An 18,650-nucleotide genomic window follows, 5' to 3' on the forward strand; every position below is an offset into this window, starting at 1 on the left:
GCGTCGCGATTGCCTACGAGATGACAAACGAGCCGTTTGACTCGTCGTAACTCACGTTCTTGGTGACGTAGCCCTTGGCGCTCATCCACGAAAGCACCGGCTCGATGAGCTCGGCAGGAGGATAGGCGGGCTCGCCTTGGGCAGTGCGCGCCATCGGATACTCGCAGATGGCGTAGCTCGCGGCGACCTGCTCGTTGAGGTTTGCCTTCTCGACGAGCAGCATGCGGTACCTCTCGGGATCGGCGTTAATCCGGCTTGCGGCCTCATCCCACACCTCGCGCACGGCAGCCAGGGTCTTGGCGCCCTCGCCCGTGTTATAGGCGTCGCGCACGACCATGACCGATTGCGAAACGTTCTCGCCCGTCGCGTCATCGGCAAGCAGCACCATGCCCGATGCCTGGCCGAGCGCGAGCATGGACGCGGGAAGCGCGGCGGCATCGAGCTGGTCGGCAGCGACGAGACCATAACGATCGGGCAGGCTCGCAACCTCGCTCACCGGGATGCTCGCGGGATCGATACCCTGCTGCACGCACAGCTGCTCGAAGACGTATTCGGGCACCGTATTGGCGGCAAGCCCCACGCCCTTGGTACCGTTCGCGAGATCGGCAAGCGAGGTGATACCGCTATCGGCACTCGTCAGCACGCCAAAGCGCCCCTGCTCGGGTGTCGCTCCGAGCGTGATCCACTCAAGTGAGAGGTCGGTGCCGGACTCGCAGAGCTTGACCGCGCGCATGGGGTCGGTCATCGCGATGTCGACCTCGCCAGCCGTCAGCGCCGCCGAAAGGCCCTGGGCGGAATCGAAGACGACTATCTCGGCATCGACGCCCGCGTTCTCGAAGAGACCCTCTTCCTCGGCAACCCACATGGGCAGGATGTCCTCGGTCGGCATGGTGCCGATGCGGATGGAGCCGGCTGGCTGCTGCGCGGAGCACGCGCCGAGCGCAAGAACCGCGACAAGCGCGAGAACGGAGCAGAGCATCGGAAGGAAACGTCGTGTCAGTGCAGATTTCATGATGTGGCCACCTCGTACGTGAACTCAATACCCCGATAGGATAGGGCGATTGGCCGGGCGCTTCAACATGTTTCACGCAGCTGGCCGCACGCATGTGCGCTCCGGCTGACGTTACGGGACGGTTGGCATCTCGCGGCATCGCGCGTGATACACTCGCTACGCGGAAAGGCGGTACATGCAGGCGCGCAGGATACATCTCAACGGCATCGTGCAAGGCGTGGGCTTCAGGCCCCATGTCGTGCGCTGCGCGCGCATGCTCGGCTGCACGGGGTGGGTGCTCAACGACACCCACGGCGTCGAGATCCAGGTGCAGCACGAAGATACAGCCGTGCTGGATGCGTTCGAAGACGCGCTTGTCGAGGACGCACCTGTAGCCGCCCACATCCTGAGTTGCCTGTCGCGGCCAGGTTCATGCGAAGAACTTGATGACTTTGCCATCCGGGCATCGGCGCATGGCGAGCATGCGAGCACGCTCGTGAGCCCCGATCTTGCCACCTGCGATGCCTGCATAGACGAGCTCTTCGACCCGAACGACCGCCGCTACCACTACCCGTTCATCAACTGCACGAACTGCGGCCCGCGCTTCACCATCATCGAGGAGCTACCCTATGACCGCTCCGCGACCTCGATGCGCGCTTTCGAGATGTGCCCACAATGTGCCGAGGAATATGCCGATGTGGCAGATCGCCGCTATCACGCCCAGCCCGATGCCTGCTTCGCGTGCGGGCCGCGGATCTGGTGGGTGGACACTAATACGGAGGCGGAAAGGGTATTCCCCCTCGTCGAGACCGTTTTGACTCCTCGTGGGAATGCCCTTTCCGCCTCCGTATCAGAAGCTGTCCTTGAAGGTGGATTTGACGATGAGGGGACACTGATTCTCGAAAGGCAGCATCTCGCGCGGGAAGAATCAGATGCGATCATAGGATACGCAGCGCAACAATTGCGTGCAGGCGACGTTCTTGCCATCAAGGGGCTCGGCGGCTGGCACCTGGCATGCGACGCATGCAACGAGGAAGCCGTCACGCGCGTGCGCGTGCGCAAGCATCGTCCAAGCAAGCCGCTTGCCGTCATGGTGCGCGATCTCGACATGGCACGCACGTATGCTCGCGTGTCTGATGAGGAAGCCGCCCTGCTCGAAAGCCCGGCGCGTCCCATCGTGCTGCTCGAACGCGTGCCAGACTCCCCCATCGCCGCAAACGTCGCGGGAGACCTGCCCGAGATTGGCCTCATGCTTCCGGCGACTCCCCTGCAGCATCTGCTCATGCACGAGCTCGATACGCCCCTCGTGATGACGAGCGGCAATCGTAGCGGCGAGCCCATCGTCGCCACCGACTGTGAGGCGTTCGATGCGCTCGGACACATCGCCGATGGCTTTCTCGGTAACAACCGCGCGATCGTCGCACGTTACGATGACTCCGTCGCCCGCATCACGGATGATGGGTCCGTCCAGATGATTCGCCGCGCACGCGGCTATGCGCCCACGCCGCTTATCCTCGGGCGTGACGGGGGGACGGGGCTAACGTCACACGAATCCCAGTGTGACGTTAGCCCCGTCCCCCCGTCACGCGCCGTCCCCATCATCTTCGCAGCCGGTCCCGAGCAAAAGGCAACCTTCACCTTCCTCGACGACGAGCACGCTTACATCTCGCAGCATCTTGGCGATCTCGAGCATCTAGGCACCATGCGCGCATGGCACCAGGCACGCGAGCGCTACGAACAGCTCTTCGACACGCATCCGCAGGTCATTGCCTGCGACATGCATCCCGAATATCTTGCAAGCAAATGGGCACGCGAATACGCGTGTGAACATGATCTGCCGCTCATCGAAGTGCAGCATCATCATGCGCACATCGCCTCGGTGCTCGGCGAGAACGAACTGCAAGGCCCCGTCATCGGCATCGCGCTCGACGGTACGGGATACGGTACGGACGGCACGATCTGGGGTGGTGAGATTCTCATCGCCACGCGTGGCAAATTCGAACGCTTCTGGCACCTGCCTGGCTTCTCATTGCCAGGCGGTGCTGCCGCCATCCTCAACCCCGAGCGCACTGCATATGCGCTGCTCAAGGCATATGACGAGCTTGACGATGCATTCTTCGGCCAGTTCTCCCTCGATAACCCGCAATTCGCGTGCTTCCTCGAACGCCTCGAGAACCGCACGTTGTTCGACCAAATGATCGAAAAGGGCATTAACTCGCCCTTGTGCTCGTCTACAGGACGCCTCTTCGATGCGGCAAGCGCACTCCTGGGCATCTGCACGCATCCCGGCTATGACGGCGAGGCAGCCTGCCTGCTCGAGGCAGCCGCCTGGCGCAATGACGATGAGCACCCGCTCACGGCACGAGCGTTTCATGAGGGCCTCATCAACGCTATCATCGAACAAACGCTACGGGCGCGAAGCGAGACGGGGATCAACGACATTGCTTTGAGCGGTGGCTGCATGGTCAACCGCATACTCTTCTCCCAGCTGTGTGAGCGCTTAGGAGACCTGGGATTCACGGTCTACATCAACCGCGAACTTCCGCCCAATGATGGATGTATCTCGTATGGACAGGCAATCGTTGCCTGCGCACGTTTGGAGGAATAGACATGTGCTTGGCAATACCCGCTCAAGTCACCGAGCTTGATGAAAAGCAGATGATGGGCACCGTTGACATCATGGGCGTCACGCGCGAGGTGGCACTTGATCTTGTCCCCAAGGTAAAAGTCGGCGATTGGGTACTCGTGCATGCCGGCTACGGCATCGAAATCATCGACGAGCAATTCGCCAACGAAACGCTCGAGCTCATCAGGCAATTCCCCGAGCTCATCGATGAGGACCACCCCGGCATGGGCGCAGGTGTCGCCTAATGCTCGACCTCTCCGGATTTCGCGACCCCAAGCTCGGCAAGGAGCTCATTGCCCGCATCAACGATATTGCCCCGGCAGCTCTCGAACGCTGTGACGGGCACATCAGGCTCATGGAGGTCTGCGGCACGCATACGGTCGCACTCGCCCGAGCGGGCATCCGCAGCATTTTGCCCGAGGGCATCAAGCTTGTCAGCGGTCCTGGTTGCCCCGTCTGCGTCACGGCCAACGAGGACATCGACACGGTCATCGCGCTTTCGCGTCTCGATGACGTCATCATCACGACCTTCGGCGACATGACACGCGTGCCAGGCTCAACTTCCTCACTCAACGAGGAGAAAGCCGCCGGACGCGACATCCGCATCGTCTACTCCCCCCTCGATGGACTGCGCTGCGCACAGGAAAATCCCGACCGCGAGGTCATCTTCGTGGGCGTTGGTTTCGAGACCACGACGCCGCTCATCGCCTCTACCATCAAACGCGCCGAGGCGGCCGGCATCGAGAACTTCAGCGTCTTTGCCGCGCACAAGACCGTACCGCACACGCTCGAAGCGCTCGTCAACGATCCTGAGGTCGCCATCAATGCCCTCATACTGCCAGGGCACGTCTCGACCATCATCGGCCGCACGCCCTACGAATTCCTCGCGCGTGACTATGGCATTCCCGGATGCATCATGGGCTTCGAGCCAAACGATTTGCTGAGCGGCATTGCGATCTTGCTGCGCATGCTCGCACGCGGTGAGGCGAACATCGTGAACGACTACCGGCGTGGCGTGCAGGACGAGGGCAATGTCGATGCCCAGGCGACCATCGCCGAGGCCTTCGAGCCCTGTGATGCCACCTGGCGCGGTCTGGGCCTCATCCCCGATTCTGGCTACAGGCTGCGCGAGAAGTACGCCCGCTTCGATGCGCTTGCCAAGTTCTCACCCATCATCGAGCCGACGATCGAGCCCAAGGGTTGCCGCTGCGGTGATGTGCTGCGCGGCGTCATGGACCCGAGCGAGTGTCCGCTCTTTGCCACGGCCTGCAGTCCGGAGCACCCCATTGGCCCTTGCATGGTCTCGAGCGAAGGCTCCTGCGCCGCGTTCTACAAGTACCTGCGATAGGAGAGATTTCTCCACTCCGGCGCTGCACGCCTCCGGTCGAAATGACAATCGTGGGTCACGTGCCCCCGTTCGAAATGACAATCGTCGGTTACGCGCCTCCGGTCGAAATGACATTGTCGGTTACGCCGCTGAGAACGTCACGCGGTCTCAGCTTCTCACCTCGCCGCCTGTCGCCTTCATGACCTTGGCGACGATACGCTCGTGGGCCTTCTCGACTTCCTCGCTCGTGAGGGTACGGTCGCTCGCACGATAGGTGATCCTGAACGCCATGGATTTCTTGCCCGCGCCCACGCGCTCGTCATCGCGGTACACGTCGAAGAGGCGCACGCTTTCGAAGGGACCCTTCTTGCCGGCGCTCGTGATGCACTGCTCGATGCGCTCGGCCGTCACGTCCTCGTCGACGACGATGGCGAGGTCGACCTCGATGCCCGGATAGACGGGCACGTCCACGTACGGGCGCATGTCGCCGGTCACGCCGAGCAGCTGATGCACGTCGAACTCGAATGCGGCAACGGAACCCTCCACATCAAAGGCCTGGCAGACGAGCGGATGCATCTCGCCGACCCAGCCCAACACACGCCCGCCTGCGATAACGCTTGCAGCACGTCCTGGCGTCAACCAGGGGGCCTCATCGGCATCAAGTGCCTTGAATTGCAGCTTCTGCACGCAAAGCTCGCGCATGAGGTTTTCGACGATGCCCTTGGCATCGAAGAAGTCGATGGCCTGCGCTGCCTGGTTCCAACCCGGAAGCGTAAAGGAACCGGCAAGCACGCCGGCGAGCATCGTGCGTTCCTTCGGAGACTTGCGTCCCTCGGCCGCACCGAAGACGACACCGCGCTCGAAGAGCTGTACGTCGAAGACGCCACGACTCTGGTTGTAGGCAACGCTGCGCAGCAGGCCGGGAATGATGCTGCGACGCAGGACCGATTGCTCGCTGCTCATCGGATTGATGAGCTCGACGGCCTCGCCACGGCCTTCCTCGGGCATACGCGTCTTGTCCATGTCGTCGGAGGGCACGAGCGAGTATGTCATCGTCTCGTTCATGCCGCACGCGCGTAACGTCTGGGCCATGAGCTCGATGCGCTGCTGCTCGACCGTACGACCGCCCGCATGAGCGCCGCCAGGAAGCGTCGAGGGAATGCGGTCCATGCCATAGATGCGCAGAACTTCCTCGTACAGGTCGATTTCCCGCGTGAGGTCGGGACGAAAGGTTGGAGCGATGACCTCGACCTGCTTATCGCCGGGCTTGCCTTCGACATCGCACCCCAGATCGGTGAGGATGCGGAACTGCCCCTCGTCAGTGATGTCTGCGCCGATGTGGGCACGGAGACGATCGGGGCGCAACGTGAGCTTGGCGCGCTCGGTACGAATGGGGTACTCATCGACCACCTCGAGGCAGACCGTGCCACCCGCGACCTCGGCGATGAGAGCGGCGGCGATGGCGGAGTACTCGTCGCAGGTGGTCGCATCCACACCGCGCTCGTAGCGCAGGGAGGCCTCACTCACGAGCGAGAGGTTGCGCGAGGTGCGGCTCGTGTGGGCCGTCGAGAAGGTCGCACTCTCCAGGAGCACATCGGTCGTTGTCTCGGTGACCTCGCTGTCGAGGCCGCCCATGACACCGGCAAGGGCGACAGGGTTCTCTCCATCGGTGATGAGCGCCATGTCGCTGGTAAGCGTGCGTTCCTCGCCATCGAGCGTCGTGAACTTCTCGCCATCGCGCGCGGCACGCACGCCCACGTGATGCTTGCCATCGGCGCCCTTGGGAAAGGCGCGCAGGTCGAAGGTGTGCAGGGGTTGGCCCAACTCGAAGAGGATGTAGTTGCTGATGTCGACGACGTTGTTGATGGGACGGGCGCCCAGGGCCGTGATGCGCTCGACGAGCCATTGCGGCGAGGGGCCGATCTTCACGTCGCGGATGATGCGAGCCGTATAGCGCGGGCACAGCTCGGGGTCGTCGATTTCGACCGAGACAAGGTCGCGCACGTCCTCGGCATTGGTGGGGCCGGGCACGTCACAGGGCGGATCATAGTGCCACGGGATGTGGTACATGGCGCCCACCTCGCGGGCAAATCCCTTCATCGAGAGGCAGTCGGGGCGGTTGGGCGTGATCTCGAGATCGAGCACCGTGTCGCTCAGGCCACGCCAGGCGGCAAACGACTCGCCCAGGGGCGCATCCTCGGGCAGCTCCATGATGCCCTCATGGCTGCTTCCCAAGTTGAGCTCGCGTTCCGAGCAGATCATGCCGCAGCTCTCGACACCGCGCAGCTTCGACTTCTTGATCTTGAAGTCGCCGGGCAGCACCGTGCCGATGGTCGCGACGGCAACCTTGAGGCCAGCGCGCACGTTGGGCGCTCCGCACACGATCTGCGTCGGTTCGGCGCCATCGCCAAAGTCGACGGTCGTGACGTGCATGTGATCGCTATCGGGATGCGGCTCGCAGGTCTTAACGAGGCCGATCTTCACACCGTCGAGGTTGGCACCCATCTTCTCGACGCCCTCGACGCCGGTTCCAGTCAAATCGAGCCTGTCGCAGAAGTCCTGCAGGGCATCGGGCACCTTGACCATCGTGTCAAGCCATTTCAATGAAACAAGCATGGTGGTTTCCTTATCTATTACAAACGTTGCGGGCTAGAACTGACGCAGGAAGCGCATGTCGCCTTCGAGCAGCATGCGCAGGTCGGGCACGTCATACTTGAGGCAGGCAAGGCGCTCGACGCCCACGCCGAAGGCAAAGCCCGTATAGACCTCGGGATCGATGCCCACGTTCTCGAAGACGTTGGGGTCGACCATGCCACAGCCCAGGATCTCGACCCAACCCGTGTGCTTGCAGAAGCGACAGCCCTCGCCACCGCAAATGCCGCAGGAAACATCCGCCTCGGCAGACGGCTCGGTGAAGGGGAAGAAGTGGGCGCGAAAGCGGGTCTTGCGCTCCTCGCCGAAGAACGCCTTGATGAAGTAGTCGAGCGTCCCCTTGAGATCGCCAAAGGTGATGCCCTTGTCCACGACGAGACCCTCGATCTGATGGAACTGCGGCAGGTGCGAGGGGTCAGCCACGTCATGGCGATACACCTTGCCCGGACTGATCATGTAGATGGGCGGCTCCTTGTCCTCCATGGCATGCACCTGCGTGCCCGAGGTCTGAGTGCGCAGCAAAACGTCGCTCTCACCGCGTACGTTGCTTACCTCGCCAGAGCGGTCGACGATGTAGAAGGTGTCCTGGATGGAGCGGCTCGGATGGTCCTTGGGCGAATTGAGCGCCGTGAAGTTGTACCAGTCGGTCTCGATCTCGCGTCCACCCTCGACCTCGTAGCCGATACCCGCAAAGATGTCGGTGCACTCGCGGATGATGCGGTTGATGAGATGCTCGCTGCCGATGGGCATGCTACGACCAGGCAGCGTGATGTCAACCGCACTCCCCTCAAGTTGGGCATCAAGCTCGGCTGCCTTGAGCACCGTCTTGCGCTCGGCAAGTGCCGCCTCAATCACATCGCGCACCTCATTGGAGAGCTTGCCCACGATGGGACGCTCCTCGGGCGGGACATCGCGCATGCTGCGCAGCACGCTCGTGAGCGATCCCTTTTTGCCAAGCACGCCGATGCGCACTTCCTCGAGTGCATCGCTTGTCTCGGCCTCCGAAATGGCGGCAAGCGTCTCGTCGCGCAAGCCTTCCAGTTCTTCCTTCAGCGCCATTCTCTTGTCCTTTCGACCAATCGTCCACACGACGTGAGGGCAATAAAAAACGCCCCCGCATGACATGCGAGGACGGATCAAGATAATCCGCGGTACCACCTCGGTTGGCTGCATCTTGCAACCCGCTCATTTGTGCCCTGTATCGGGAGCACCCGACTCACCTACTGGGCAAATGCCGTTCAGCGAGTAGCTCCGGAGTGAATTTGCATGCATCTGATGCGTCGCGCCTTTCCAGCAACACGGGCACGTCTCTGGCTTTCTGCTTCGAGAAAGCATGCAACTGTCTCCATCAACGCAGTGACGCGAAGTATAGCACTCAGCGCCGCCGAATGAGGAAATGGACAGGGCATTTTTCGCCTAAACGATGTTACGTGCGAGCGGGGAAGCCGCCTCGCTTCGACGGTCGCTTCCCGACAGCCCACTTCGTGGTCTTTACGGCGCGCTCCCTTGTACCTTCGCTCAACGGCTTCCCCGCTCGCACGTATTCCAACATTTATGAGAACCTTGTGAAGAGATGAGAATTGCGGAAACGTGAATAGACGGGACTATCGGTAATTATCAACATCTAGGATATAGTCTTGAGAGATTATCAAGATATGGACAAATCGACTTTCATCACAGGGTCTACACAAAACGGCATAAAAAGCAACAAGAGAGTTAAAAAGATGTGGCGAGAATGCGAATTTGCCCCATTTTGAGCGCAATGCGCGTATATTGCATGTCAGCGGGAAGGTCTCCCCAACTTGCCCGCCTGATTCGTCAAATCAAGTAATTTGACTCGGCACACGAATCAGTCGCGACGCTTAGTCGCATCCCTCCTTGTGAGGACCCGCCTTCTCCTCTCATCCATTCAGGCGGGTCCTCTTCTTTTTCCTTTTTCTTCACGAATCTTCACGTTTTCGATTAACACCAGGTACCAGCAAGACACGTCTTCGCAGGTCAAACCTTCACGAATCTTCACGGAAAATATGACGAAATGTGACGGGTTATGAAAGAGAATATCCCCCTGACCGGGGGATATTCGTCGAAATCACTGGTGTCGGAGGGGGGACTTGAACCCCCACGCCCGTAATGTGGGCACTAGCACCTCAAGCTAGCGCGTCTGCCATTCCGCCACTCCGACTTTTCAAATAGCTCTGATGACTAGTGAACCGACCCCGTGGGGAAGGAAATCATCAGGAGAAGCAAGGATACCATGAACACGACCGCAAAGATAACCGTCATTCGGTCAAGATTGCGCTCGACGATACTCGATCCGGTGTCAGTACCGTAAATGCTGCCGGCAATGACTTCGGAAACGCCCGTACCCTTGCCCGAATGCATAAGCACGAAGATGACAAGGCCGATTGCCGAAATCGCCCAGAGAACCAAGACGATATACATAAACGGCGCCGAGTGCATCACATTGAGTATCGCGTCCACGAAATGCCTTTCCTTCTTACCATCGTGACGCGCGCTACGCGTCACAGGTTAGTCATTCTAACAGTTCCTACGCGCGGGTCAACAGTGAATTTCCCGTCCACTGCTCGGGTTTCTCAAGGCCGAGCAAGTCGATGAGCGTGGGGGCGACGTCGGCCAAGCGTGCATCATCCCCGTCGACAAGGCCGAGTGACGCATCGTTGCAGACAAGCACGAACGGTACGCGAGCCGTCGTGTGAGCCGTGAACGGGCTCTCTCCATCGTCGGCGAGCATCTTATCGGCATTGCCGTGGTCGGCCGTAATGAGTGCGGCACCACCCTTGGCGAGAATCGCCTCGACCACATGGGAAAGGCCATGATCGACTGCCTCGACGGCAGCCGTGGCAGCCTCGATCACGCCCGTGTGTCCAACCATGTCGCAGTTGGCATAATTCACGATGTAGACATCGGCCACGTCATCGTTGATCGCCTGCTCGAGCGCCTCGGTAACGAGTGGCTCGGACATCTCGGGCTGCAAATCATAGGTCGCGACCTTGGGGCTTGCGATGAGCTTGCGCTCCTCATCTTTCTTGGGTTGCTCGACACCGCCGTTGAAGAAGAATGTGACGTGCGCGTACTTCTCGGTCTCGGCAATATGGAACTGGCGCAGGCCTTGCGCCGCAAGCAAATCGGCCAGCGTGTTCTCCGGGAAGGCCTTGGGAAACGCAATGGGCGCATCGATGGTCGGATCGTACTCCGTCAGGCAAACGAAGTTGACATCCGGCACATTGGGACGTGGAAAGCCATCGAAGTCTTTGTCCACGAAGGCACGGGTGAGCTCACGGGCACGGTCGGGCCTAAAATTGAAGAAGATCATTGTGTCGCCATCATTGACACCGCGATGGTTGAGAACCGTTGGGATGACGAACTCATCGGTGATGTCTACCTTGTAGGAAGCCTCGACGGCGCCGACGGGACGGTTGCGCGCGAAGCCCTTGCCTGCGCCGAGTGCAATCGCATTCCAAGCCTGTTGCACGCGATCCCAGCGCTTGTCACGATCCATCGCATAGTAACGACCCGATATGGTCGCAATCTCTGCCTGGGCGCCATTGTAATCATTGAAGATATGGTCGCAGAAATCGACGATGCGTTGAACATAGCCCGCGCCGCTCTTTGGATCGACATCACGACCATCGAGAAAAGCATGGATGCGGATATCGCGAGCACCGCGCTTGGCTGCCATTTCGATGAGCGCTTCGAGATGCTCGATATTGCTGTGCACGCCACCATCAGAGAGCAGACCCAGAAGATGAATGGGACGATTCGCGTTAATGGCTGCATCCATCGCCTCGATGAGAATCTCGTTCTCTTCGATGCTGCCGTTCTCGCATGCATCGTTAATGCGCGTGAGCTCCTGATGTACGATGCGCCCAGCACCCATGTTGAGGTGCCCGACCTCGGAATTGCCCATTTGGCCATCGGGAAGGCCAACGTCACGCCCCGATGCTCCGAGTGTCGTATGGGGGCGCTGTGCCCACAGTTCGTCAAAGTAGGGCTTGGATGCAAGCGAAATGGCATTTCCCGGACCGTCCTCAGCCAGACCATAGCCATCCATAATCACCAACAGGAACGGTTTCATATCTCAGATGCTCCTCTAACGAATCGGGGCAATCACAGATCGCCCCGGTAGAACAGTTCTTTTGTTGCACGCAAACTACTTTGCCTTGAGCGCCATCTCAACGAGTGTCGAAAACGCCTTGGCATCGAGCGAGGCTCCGCCAATGAGGCCTCCGTCGACATCGGGTTGCGGCAGGAAAAGCTCGGCATTGCCCGTATTCATTGAGCCACCATAGAGAATGCGCATCTTGCTCGCCGCGTCTGCGCCCGCAAAGTCGGCAACGACGCCGCGGATGTGCGCGCATGCCTCCTGCGCCTGCTCGGGCGTGGCAGCACGACCCGTACCGATTGCCCAGATGGGCTCGTAGGCGATGACCGACTTGGCGATGTCCTCTTCGCCAACGCCCTTCCAGCCAAGTCGTACTTGCTCGCCAATGAAGGCCAGCGTATCGCCCGCATCTCGCACATCAAGGTCTTCACCGCAGCACATGATGGGATGAAGTCCCTGGGCAAGCAGCGCCTTGACCTTCTTGTTGACCGTCTCGTCGGTCTCGCCAAAGTACTCGCGGCGCTCCGAATGCCCGACAATGCAGTATTCGCAGGTGAGCTCTTTGAGCATGGAGACCGAAATGGCGCCGGTATAGGCTCCGTCGGGCTCCCAATACACGTCCTGGGCACCAAGCTTGATGCTCGAGTGGTCAAAGGTGAGAACGTTGAAGACTGACTTGAGGTCGGTGAAGGGTGGGCAGATGACCACTTCGACTGCCTCCCAGGCCTTGTCAGACTCGAACGAGATCTGCTGTGAGAGCGTCACGGCCTCGACCGTCGTCTTGTTCATCTTCCAGTTGCCCGCAATCATCGGCATGCGGGCGGCGGTATCTTGCATTGCGCCAAACATACGCTGCTCCCCGTCTCGTCGTCTTACGCTTCTTTGTCCATCAACGCCATGACGCCCGGAAGTTCCTTGCCTTCGAGCAGACGCATCGAGGCACCGCCGCCAGTCGAAATGAACGTGACCTGATCAGCCAGATCAAATTTCTTGATAGCCGCGACCGAATCGCCACCGCCGATGATGCTCGTCGCGTCGGATGCGGCCACGGCCTCGGCAACGCAACGGGTCCCGAGCTCGAAGGACGGGAACTCGAAGACGCCCATGGGGCCATTCCAGAAGACGGTGCCGGCCTCGCGAATGACCTCGCGATACATGCGGCCTGTCTTGGGGCCGATGTCGAGCCCCATCATGTCATCGGGAATGGCGTCGACATCGACGGCCTCGGTATAGGCAAGGTCGGAGAACTGATCGGCCATCTTGACATCAACGGGAATGACAAGATTGACGTTTTTCTCCTTGGCGGTCTCGAGCATCTGGCGAGCCGTATCGACCATGTCGGCCTCCATCTTGGACTGGCCAACCGAATATCCCTGGGCTGCCAGGAAAGTGAACATCATGGCACCGCCGATGAGTATGGTATCGGCGATGTCCATGAGGTTGCTGATAATGCCAATCTTGTCCGACACCTTCGAGCCACCCAAAATGGCAACGAAGGGACGCTTGGGATTCTCGAGCATCGAGGTGAGCGTCTCGACCTCCTTGGCGAGCAGAAGGCCACTCACAGCCGGAACGAACTCCGGCACGCCGCTGATGGAAGCATGAGCGCGATGCGCTGCGCCAAAGGCGTCGTTGACATATATATCGCAGAGCGAGGCAAGGCGGTGCACGAACTGCAGGTCACAGGATTTCTCGCCATCGTCAAAGCGCAGATTCTCGAGCATCATGATCTGGCCGTCCTTGAGCGCGAGCGAAGCCGAAAGGGCATCCTCGCCGGCAATCTTCTCGCCACCAATGACTGAAACGGGACGTCCGAGCAACTGAATGAGGCGCATGGCCACGGGCATCATCGAGAATTGACTCTCGAAATGATCCCCCTTGGGACGGCCCAGATGGCTCGCGATAATGACGCGAGCATCATGGTCGAGGAGGTAACGGATGGTCGGCAACGCCTCGCGGATGCGCGTATCATCCACGACGGTACCTTCATACAACGGACAGTTGAAGTCCACGCGCACTAATACGCGCTTGTGGGCTACGTCGACGTCCTTGATGGTCTTCTTGGAATACATGCTTCTCCCCTGTTCTGTGAGATGTATCCGCCAACTTGGCCTTGCTTATTCGCCTTCCGGTGCACCCTCGGCACCTGAATCCTGCGCTACCTCGACGATTGCGTAGGGCAACGGCTGTGGAGCTGGATTGATTTTGGGATGGACGCTCTCATACAGCTTATCGAACCATGTGGACCATGCGGTCTTGCCGGAAATCTCCTGGCCATCGTCCGTTGTGATGGTCGAAACCTCATTTTGGAGCTTGAGCTGCTTGAGCTGTTCGCGAATCTCTTCGCGATACTCATCGAGGTCCTTGTAGCCCTGCCTCTGCAGGACGCTCTCGAAGACACCCTCCATGAGCCTTGACTCGACATAGGAACGCTGCTGCTCGACGTATGCGTCAACGTCTTCATCGCTCACCTCGAGCTTGCGGTCCTTGATCTCCTTCTCGATGAGCTGACTGCGGATGATCTGCTCGATGACGTACTCGCGCATTTCCTCGGCAGTACCCTCGGTCTGGTCTTCGTCGGTCTGGCCAGCTGCGGCTGCCGCCTGCGCGGCCGCCTTCTCGACTGCCGTCTGCATGGAGCCATTTGCGCCCGTATCGTACTCGCGGCCCTTGACGAACTCGGCCCAGGCCGCGTCATCCTCGAGCTCGTAATACGTCCGCATGTTTTCAATGGTACTCGTGACTGTTTCCTCGGTGACCGATCCACCGTCGTAGGTCGCCGCAATGGGCTCACCGCATGCAGTCAGGCACGCGCAAGCAAAAAGCGTCACACCAGTAGCAGCGAGTGCCAGACGAACACGCTTTAGCAAGGTCATGTGGTCCTCCTGGTCGAGAAATCATCTGCTGAGAAAGGTACCATAAAACGCGCGCCTTGGCATTCATCGCAATTTGGTGCTTTCGCGTGCATACGCCAGCGTATGCGCTACACTGTATGCCCGTGTACGACTACAGGAGGCACGATGAGCGACGAGCAGACGCAAGCACCATCAGACGGACAGGCGAAGGCCAGTCCCTCGCCCGAGGAGCCCGAGCAAGATTCCCAGAAGGTGCAGATTCCCGAGAATATGAGCTATGCAGAGTATCTCAAGCTCATTAATCCGGATAAGAGCGATGCGGAAATCGCCAAGATGATCCGCAAGGAGAATCGTTACACCTGGCTTGGGCGTTTCCAGATTCTCGCGTTTCTCGTCATCATCATCCTCATCATCGCCCTCATCGTCACCAACAACTAGGAGGTAGCTTGAAGCAGCGCGTCTCGAGGAGGAACAGACGCACAGCATCAACACAGGCACGATCAACCAGAGATTTGACGATTCTCGCCATCTCGCTCGTCATCTTCATCGGAGGCTCGACAAGTCTCGCCTGGGCATTGCACAGCCAACCCAAAGTCTCTGACGAATCAGCTCGCTCGCCATCGCGACAATCCATCGAACAATCAGATCCCTATATCGGCGCCATCATGCCCGGCATAGCTCCAGACGATGCTCGTGGTCTCGACACGGCGCAACAAACGCAGCAGTCTGCGCAAGCCGATGACGCGCGAAGCGAGGTACCCGATATCTCCGAAGGCACGACGAGCGCTGACACCGTGCAAGACGCGTTGCCAACGCCAGACACGGCGACAGCGACTGTCGAGCAAGCGCCAGAAACGGACATGCGGCAAGGCTACATCGTTCACCACACGGCATATCGAGAACAACCGGTCTATCGCACGGTGCACCATCAGGCTTCTACCGCCCGTGAGGTCACGGTAGCAGGTAAAACGCATATCGAATGGACACGCTGCCCAGTTTGCGATCAACGCCACTCGAGCCCCTATAACGAGCGCGTGCTCGATCACGTCACGCCAGTGCCCTGCATCGCATGCGGCGGCAGGCACGAAACGGATTACGACGAGACCGTGTACTGACGCTACGCGAGCAGGGCGCTGAACGTCGAGATCGCCCGCCTCAGCGCCTGCGGTGCTTGCCGGAGTTCTTGCGGGTGCCCATAGTCGACCCGCGTCGTGAGGTCGCCTTGAGGCGCGCGAGCGCATCGTCTTCATCGGTGCTCTCGACCTTGGCACGCAAGCTCACCGCCTGATCGCGCAGATGGGCCGCCGTCTCGAAGTCAAGGGCTTCGGAGGCCTCGGCCATCTGCTCCTCGAGCGAGTCGATCATGCGCAGCACCTCGTCACGTCCGAGCAGCGCGATATCATCGGCAAGCGCCTTGCTCGTCGAAATCTCCTGGGCGCTCTTGCCCTCGGAGAGCTCGTCCATGATGGATGATATGGCCTTGCGGATGGTCTTGGGCTCGATACCATGCTCCTCGTTGTAAGCCATCTGGATATGACGCCTACGAGCCGTCTCGTCGATGGCGATACGCATCGAATCCGTCACGTTATCCGCATACATGATGACGCGTCCGCTTACGTTGCGTGCGGCGCGGCCGATGGTCTGGATGAGGCTTCGCTTATTGCGCAGGAAGCCCTCCTTGTCCGCATCGAGAATCGCGATGAGGCTCACTTCGGGTAGGTCGAGGCCCTCACGCAAAAGGTTGATGCCAACGAGCACGTCGAAGCTGCCCATACGCAGCTCGCGCAAAATCTCGACGCGCTCAACCGTGCCGATGTCACTGTGAAGGTAATTTGCCTTCACGCCCTGATCGAGCAGGAAATCCGTAAGCTCTTCGGCCATTTTCTTGGTGAGCGTGGTCACGAGCACGCGCTCGTCGCGCGAGACGACGTCCTGGATTTCTGCCAGCAAGTCATCGACCTGCGCCTTTGTGGGACGCAAGACAATCTCCGGATCGAGCAGGCCCGTCGGACGAATGATCTGCTCGACGGTCTGCTCGCTTACGCGCTCCTCGTAATCGCCCGGCGTGGCCGAAATGAAGATGAACTGCGGGATGCGCTGCTCGAACTCATCGTATCGCAGTGGACGGTTGTCAAGCGCACTTGGCAGACGAAAGCCGTGCTCGACGAGCGTGACCTTGCGGCTGCGATCGCCCTCGTGCATGCCGCGCACCTGCGGCACCGTCACGTGGCTCTCGTCGATGAAGGTCAAAAAGTCGCTGCCGCCAAAGTAATCGAGCAACGTGTAGGGTGGCTCGCCTGCTTCGCGCCCGTCGAGATGACGCGAATAATTCTCGATGCCCGTACAAAAACCCATGGTCTCGAGCATCTCGAGGTCATACGAGGTGCGCTGCTCGAGGCGCTGCGCTTCCAGCAGCTTGCCATTCTTCTTGAGATCCTCCAAGCGCTCTCGCAACTCATCGGAAATGGATACGAGGGCCTTCTCGACACTGGGACGATTGGTCACGTAATGCGATGCAGGCCAAATGGGCGTCGAGGCATAGCTCATGACCTCTTCGCCCGTGATGCGGTCGACCTCGACAATCTCCTCGACTTCATCGCCAAAGAACTCGAAGTGCAGCAGATTATCCATGTAAGGCGGAAACACGTCGACGCTATCACCGCGCACTCTGAACGAGCCGCGTTCGAGCTCGTAATCGTTGCGATCGTATTGCATGTCGATAAGCCGGTAGATGAACTCGTCACGATCGAGCGGTACCTCGCGGTCTACGAAAACCGCCATCTCGGCGTAGTTCTCCGGAGATCCGATGCCATAGATGCAACTTACGGACGCGACGACAATGACGTCCTTGCGTGTGAGCAGCGCCGAAGTTGCCGCATGGCGCATCTTCTCGACTTCCTCGTTGACCGACGAGTCCTTCTCGATGTAGGTATCGGTCTGCGGAACGTATGCTTCTGGTTGGTAGTAGTCGTAGTAACTCACGAAGTAGTTCACGGCATTGTTGGGGAAGAACTCCTTGAGCTCGCTTGCGAGCTGAGCTGCCAGCGTCTTGTTGGGTGCGAGAACGAGCGTGGGCATCTGCAAGCGCTCGATGGTCTTGGCCATCGTGAAGGTCTTGCCCGAACCGGTGACGCCAAGCAGCGTCTGGTAGCGCATGCCACTTTGTATGCCGTTGGTAAGACGCTCGACTGCCTGCGGCTGATCGCCCGAGAGCTCATAGGGCGCGACGCACTTGAAGGGATTGCCCTGCTCGCGCCGACCGTTAATCTGTGCACTCTGCGCGCTGTCCACGTCTAGCTCTCCTGCTTCTCGAGCATCTCCATACGCTCATCGTACCAAGCATCAGCCCAATCACCGAGTTCTTCAATCGAACATATGTTCTCACATATCGTATCGGCAATCAAGGCACGCTCGGCATCGGTTGCCTGCACACGCATGCGGGCCAACACGTCAGATGCGTCCATGCCGCGCGTGACGGCACGTGCAAGACGCAGCTCGCTTGGTGCCGACACGGCAATGACCTCGTCGGCGAGCTGGGCAAACTCGGGCACCTCGGTGAGGAGCTGCACTTCGATGACAAGAATCTTGGCATTCGTACGTGGCACGCATTCGACATTGAGAATGTAATTGGTGGCCGCTTCGGTGATGTAGGGAAACGAAATGGCATTGAGATCATGCGTGGCTTGTTCGCTTGCAAACGCCAGCCGCGCCAAACGCGCCGGAACGACAGCTCCATCCTCATCGAGGATCTCCTCCCCAAAGCGTTCCGCGAGCTCGGCAATGAGCATGGTGTTGCTGGAGATGAGCCTGCGATTTATCTCATCAAGATCGATGGAAACGGCTCCGCGCTCGCACAGCAACTCGACGAGCTTCGACTTTCCCGACCCGATACCGCCTGTCACCATGACCGTGTACATGATGCTCCTACCCCCACGGATCGGCTTCGGGCTCTTCGTACGAGCTACGCGCGAGCATGTCCATGTAGTCGGAATACGGGTCATACCCGTCATCATCTTCGTTTTCCGAGCGCATGCCTGCACGCGAGACGGCATCGATATCGTGCTTCTGACGTTGCT

At 59.6% G+C, this 18,650-nt stretch carries 15 protein-coding genes and 1 tRNA gene; 5 read left to right on the plus strand and 11 right to left on the minus strand.

Annotation, left to right across the window (positions count from 1 at the left end):
- Positions 1-13 precede the first annotated feature (13 nt).
- The gene (locus tag DBY20_05435; protein PWL79309.1) at positions 14-1,012 is read right to left on the minus strand and encodes a nitrate ABC transporter substrate-binding protein; all 999 of its coding nucleotides are present in this window, start codon (positions 1,010-1,012) and stop codon (positions 14-16) included.
- Positions 1,013-1,187: 175 nt separating this feature from the next.
- Between DBY20_05435 and DBY20_05440 the strand changes: the two genes are divergently transcribed.
- From DBY20_05440 to DBY20_05450, 3 genes are read left to right on the plus strand one after another with little or no spacing between them, the layout of a single operon-like run.
- Positions 1,188-3,599, plus strand: coding sequence for a hydrogenase maturation protein HypF (locus tag DBY20_05440; GenBank protein ID PWL79310.1), 2,412 nt, complete (start codon positions 1,188-1,190; stop codon positions 3,597-3,599).
- Positions 3,600-3,601: 2 nt separating this feature from the next.
- Entirely contained in the window at positions 3,602-3,862 is a 261-nt protein-coding gene (gene hypC / locus DBY20_05445; protein ID PWL79311.1) for a HypC/HybG/HupF family hydrogenase formation chaperone, read from the plus strand.
- Entirely contained in the window at positions 3,862-4,965 is a 1,104-nt protein-coding gene (locus DBY20_05450) for a hydrogenase formation protein HypD (protein PWL79312.1), read from the plus strand. Before hypC ends, DBY20_05450 begins: the two co-directional genes overlap by 1 nt.
- A gap of 147 nt (positions 4,966-5,112) precedes the next feature.
- On the opposite strand, the gene DBY20_05455 is transcribed toward DBY20_05450, so the two are convergent.
- The 8 genes from DBY20_05455 to DBY20_05490 all read right to left on the minus strand — a co-directional run bounded on the left by DBY20_05455 (position 5,113) and on the right by DBY20_05490 (position 14,595).
- Positions 5,113-7,560 (minus strand): phenylalanine--tRNA ligase subunit beta, encoded by a 2,448-nt coding sequence (locus DBY20_05455; GenBank protein ID PWL79313.1) that lies wholly within the window; start codon positions 7,558-7,560, stop codon positions 5,113-5,115.
- 33 nt (positions 7,561-7,593) lie between these two features.
- Entirely contained in the window at positions 7,594-8,655 is a 1,062-nt protein-coding gene (locus DBY20_05460; GenBank protein ID PWL79314.1) for a phenylalanine--tRNA ligase subunit alpha, read from the minus strand.
- Between the two features lie 1,034 nt (positions 8,656-9,689).
- Positions 9,690-9,778: transfer RNA gene (locus DBY20_05465), tRNA-Leu, on the minus strand.
- Between the two features lie 20 nt (positions 9,779-9,798).
- Positions 9,799-10,056 carry a preprotein translocase subunit SecG gene (secG, locus tag DBY20_05470; protein ID PWL79433.1) on the minus strand — a complete coding sequence of 86 codons (258 nt, stop codon included), beginning with the start codon at positions 10,054-10,056 and terminating at the stop codon, positions 9,799-9,801.
- 88 nt (positions 10,057-10,144) lie between these two features.
- Positions 10,145-11,692, minus strand: coding sequence for a 2,3-bisphosphoglycerate-independent phosphoglycerate mutase (locus DBY20_05475; protein ID PWL79315.1), 1,548 nt, complete (start codon positions 11,690-11,692; stop codon positions 10,145-10,147).
- A gap of 75 nt (positions 11,693-11,767) precedes the next feature.
- Entirely contained in the window at positions 11,768-12,556 is a 789-nt protein-coding gene (locus DBY20_05480) for a triose-phosphate isomerase (protein ID PWL79434.1), read from the minus strand.
- A gap of 35 nt (positions 12,557-12,591) precedes the next feature.
- Positions 12,592-13,791, minus strand: a complete 1,200-nt coding sequence (gene pgk, locus DBY20_05485; GenBank protein ID PWL79316.1) for a phosphoglycerate kinase — start codon at positions 13,789-13,791, stop codon at positions 12,592-12,594.
- A 45-nt stretch (positions 13,792-13,836) separates the two neighbouring features.
- The gene (locus DBY20_05490) at positions 13,837-14,595 is read right to left on the minus strand and encodes a hypothetical protein (protein ID PWL79317.1); all 759 of its coding nucleotides are present in this window, start codon (positions 14,593-14,595) and stop codon (positions 13,837-13,839) included.
- Between the two features lie 144 nt (positions 14,596-14,739).
- On the opposite strand from DBY20_05490, the gene DBY20_05495 reads away from it, so the two are divergent.
- Together DBY20_05495 and DBY20_05500 are read left to right on the plus strand one after the other, a co-directional pair.
- On the plus strand, positions 14,740-15,012 hold the full coding sequence (locus DBY20_05495; GenBank protein PWL79318.1) for a hypothetical protein: 273 nt from the start codon (positions 14,740-14,742) through the stop codon (positions 15,010-15,012).
- 74 nt (positions 15,013-15,086) lie between these two features.
- On the plus strand, positions 15,087-15,689 hold the full coding sequence (locus DBY20_05500) for a hypothetical protein (protein PWL79319.1): 603 nt from the start codon (positions 15,087-15,089) through the stop codon (positions 15,687-15,689).
- A 40-nt stretch (positions 15,690-15,729) separates the two neighbouring features.
- Here the strand turns inward: DBY20_05500 and DBY20_05505 are convergent, their stop codons facing one another.
- Positions 15,730-17,865, minus strand: coding sequence for an excinuclease ABC subunit UvrB (locus DBY20_05505; GenBank protein ID PWL79320.1), 2,136 nt, complete (start codon positions 17,863-17,865; stop codon positions 15,730-15,732).
- Between the two features lie 2 nt (positions 17,866-17,867).
- The gene (gene coaE, locus DBY20_05510; GenBank protein PWL79321.1) at positions 17,868-18,626 is read right to left on the minus strand and encodes a dephospho-CoA kinase; all 759 of its coding nucleotides are present in this window, start codon (positions 18,624-18,626) and stop codon (positions 17,868-17,870) included.
- Positions 18,627-18,650 lie beyond the last annotated feature (24 nt).

It is taken from the genome of Coriobacteriia bacterium (assembly GCA_003149935.1).
Taxonomy (GTDB): domain Bacteria; phylum Actinomycetota; class Coriobacteriia; order Coriobacteriales; family QAMH01; genus QAMH01.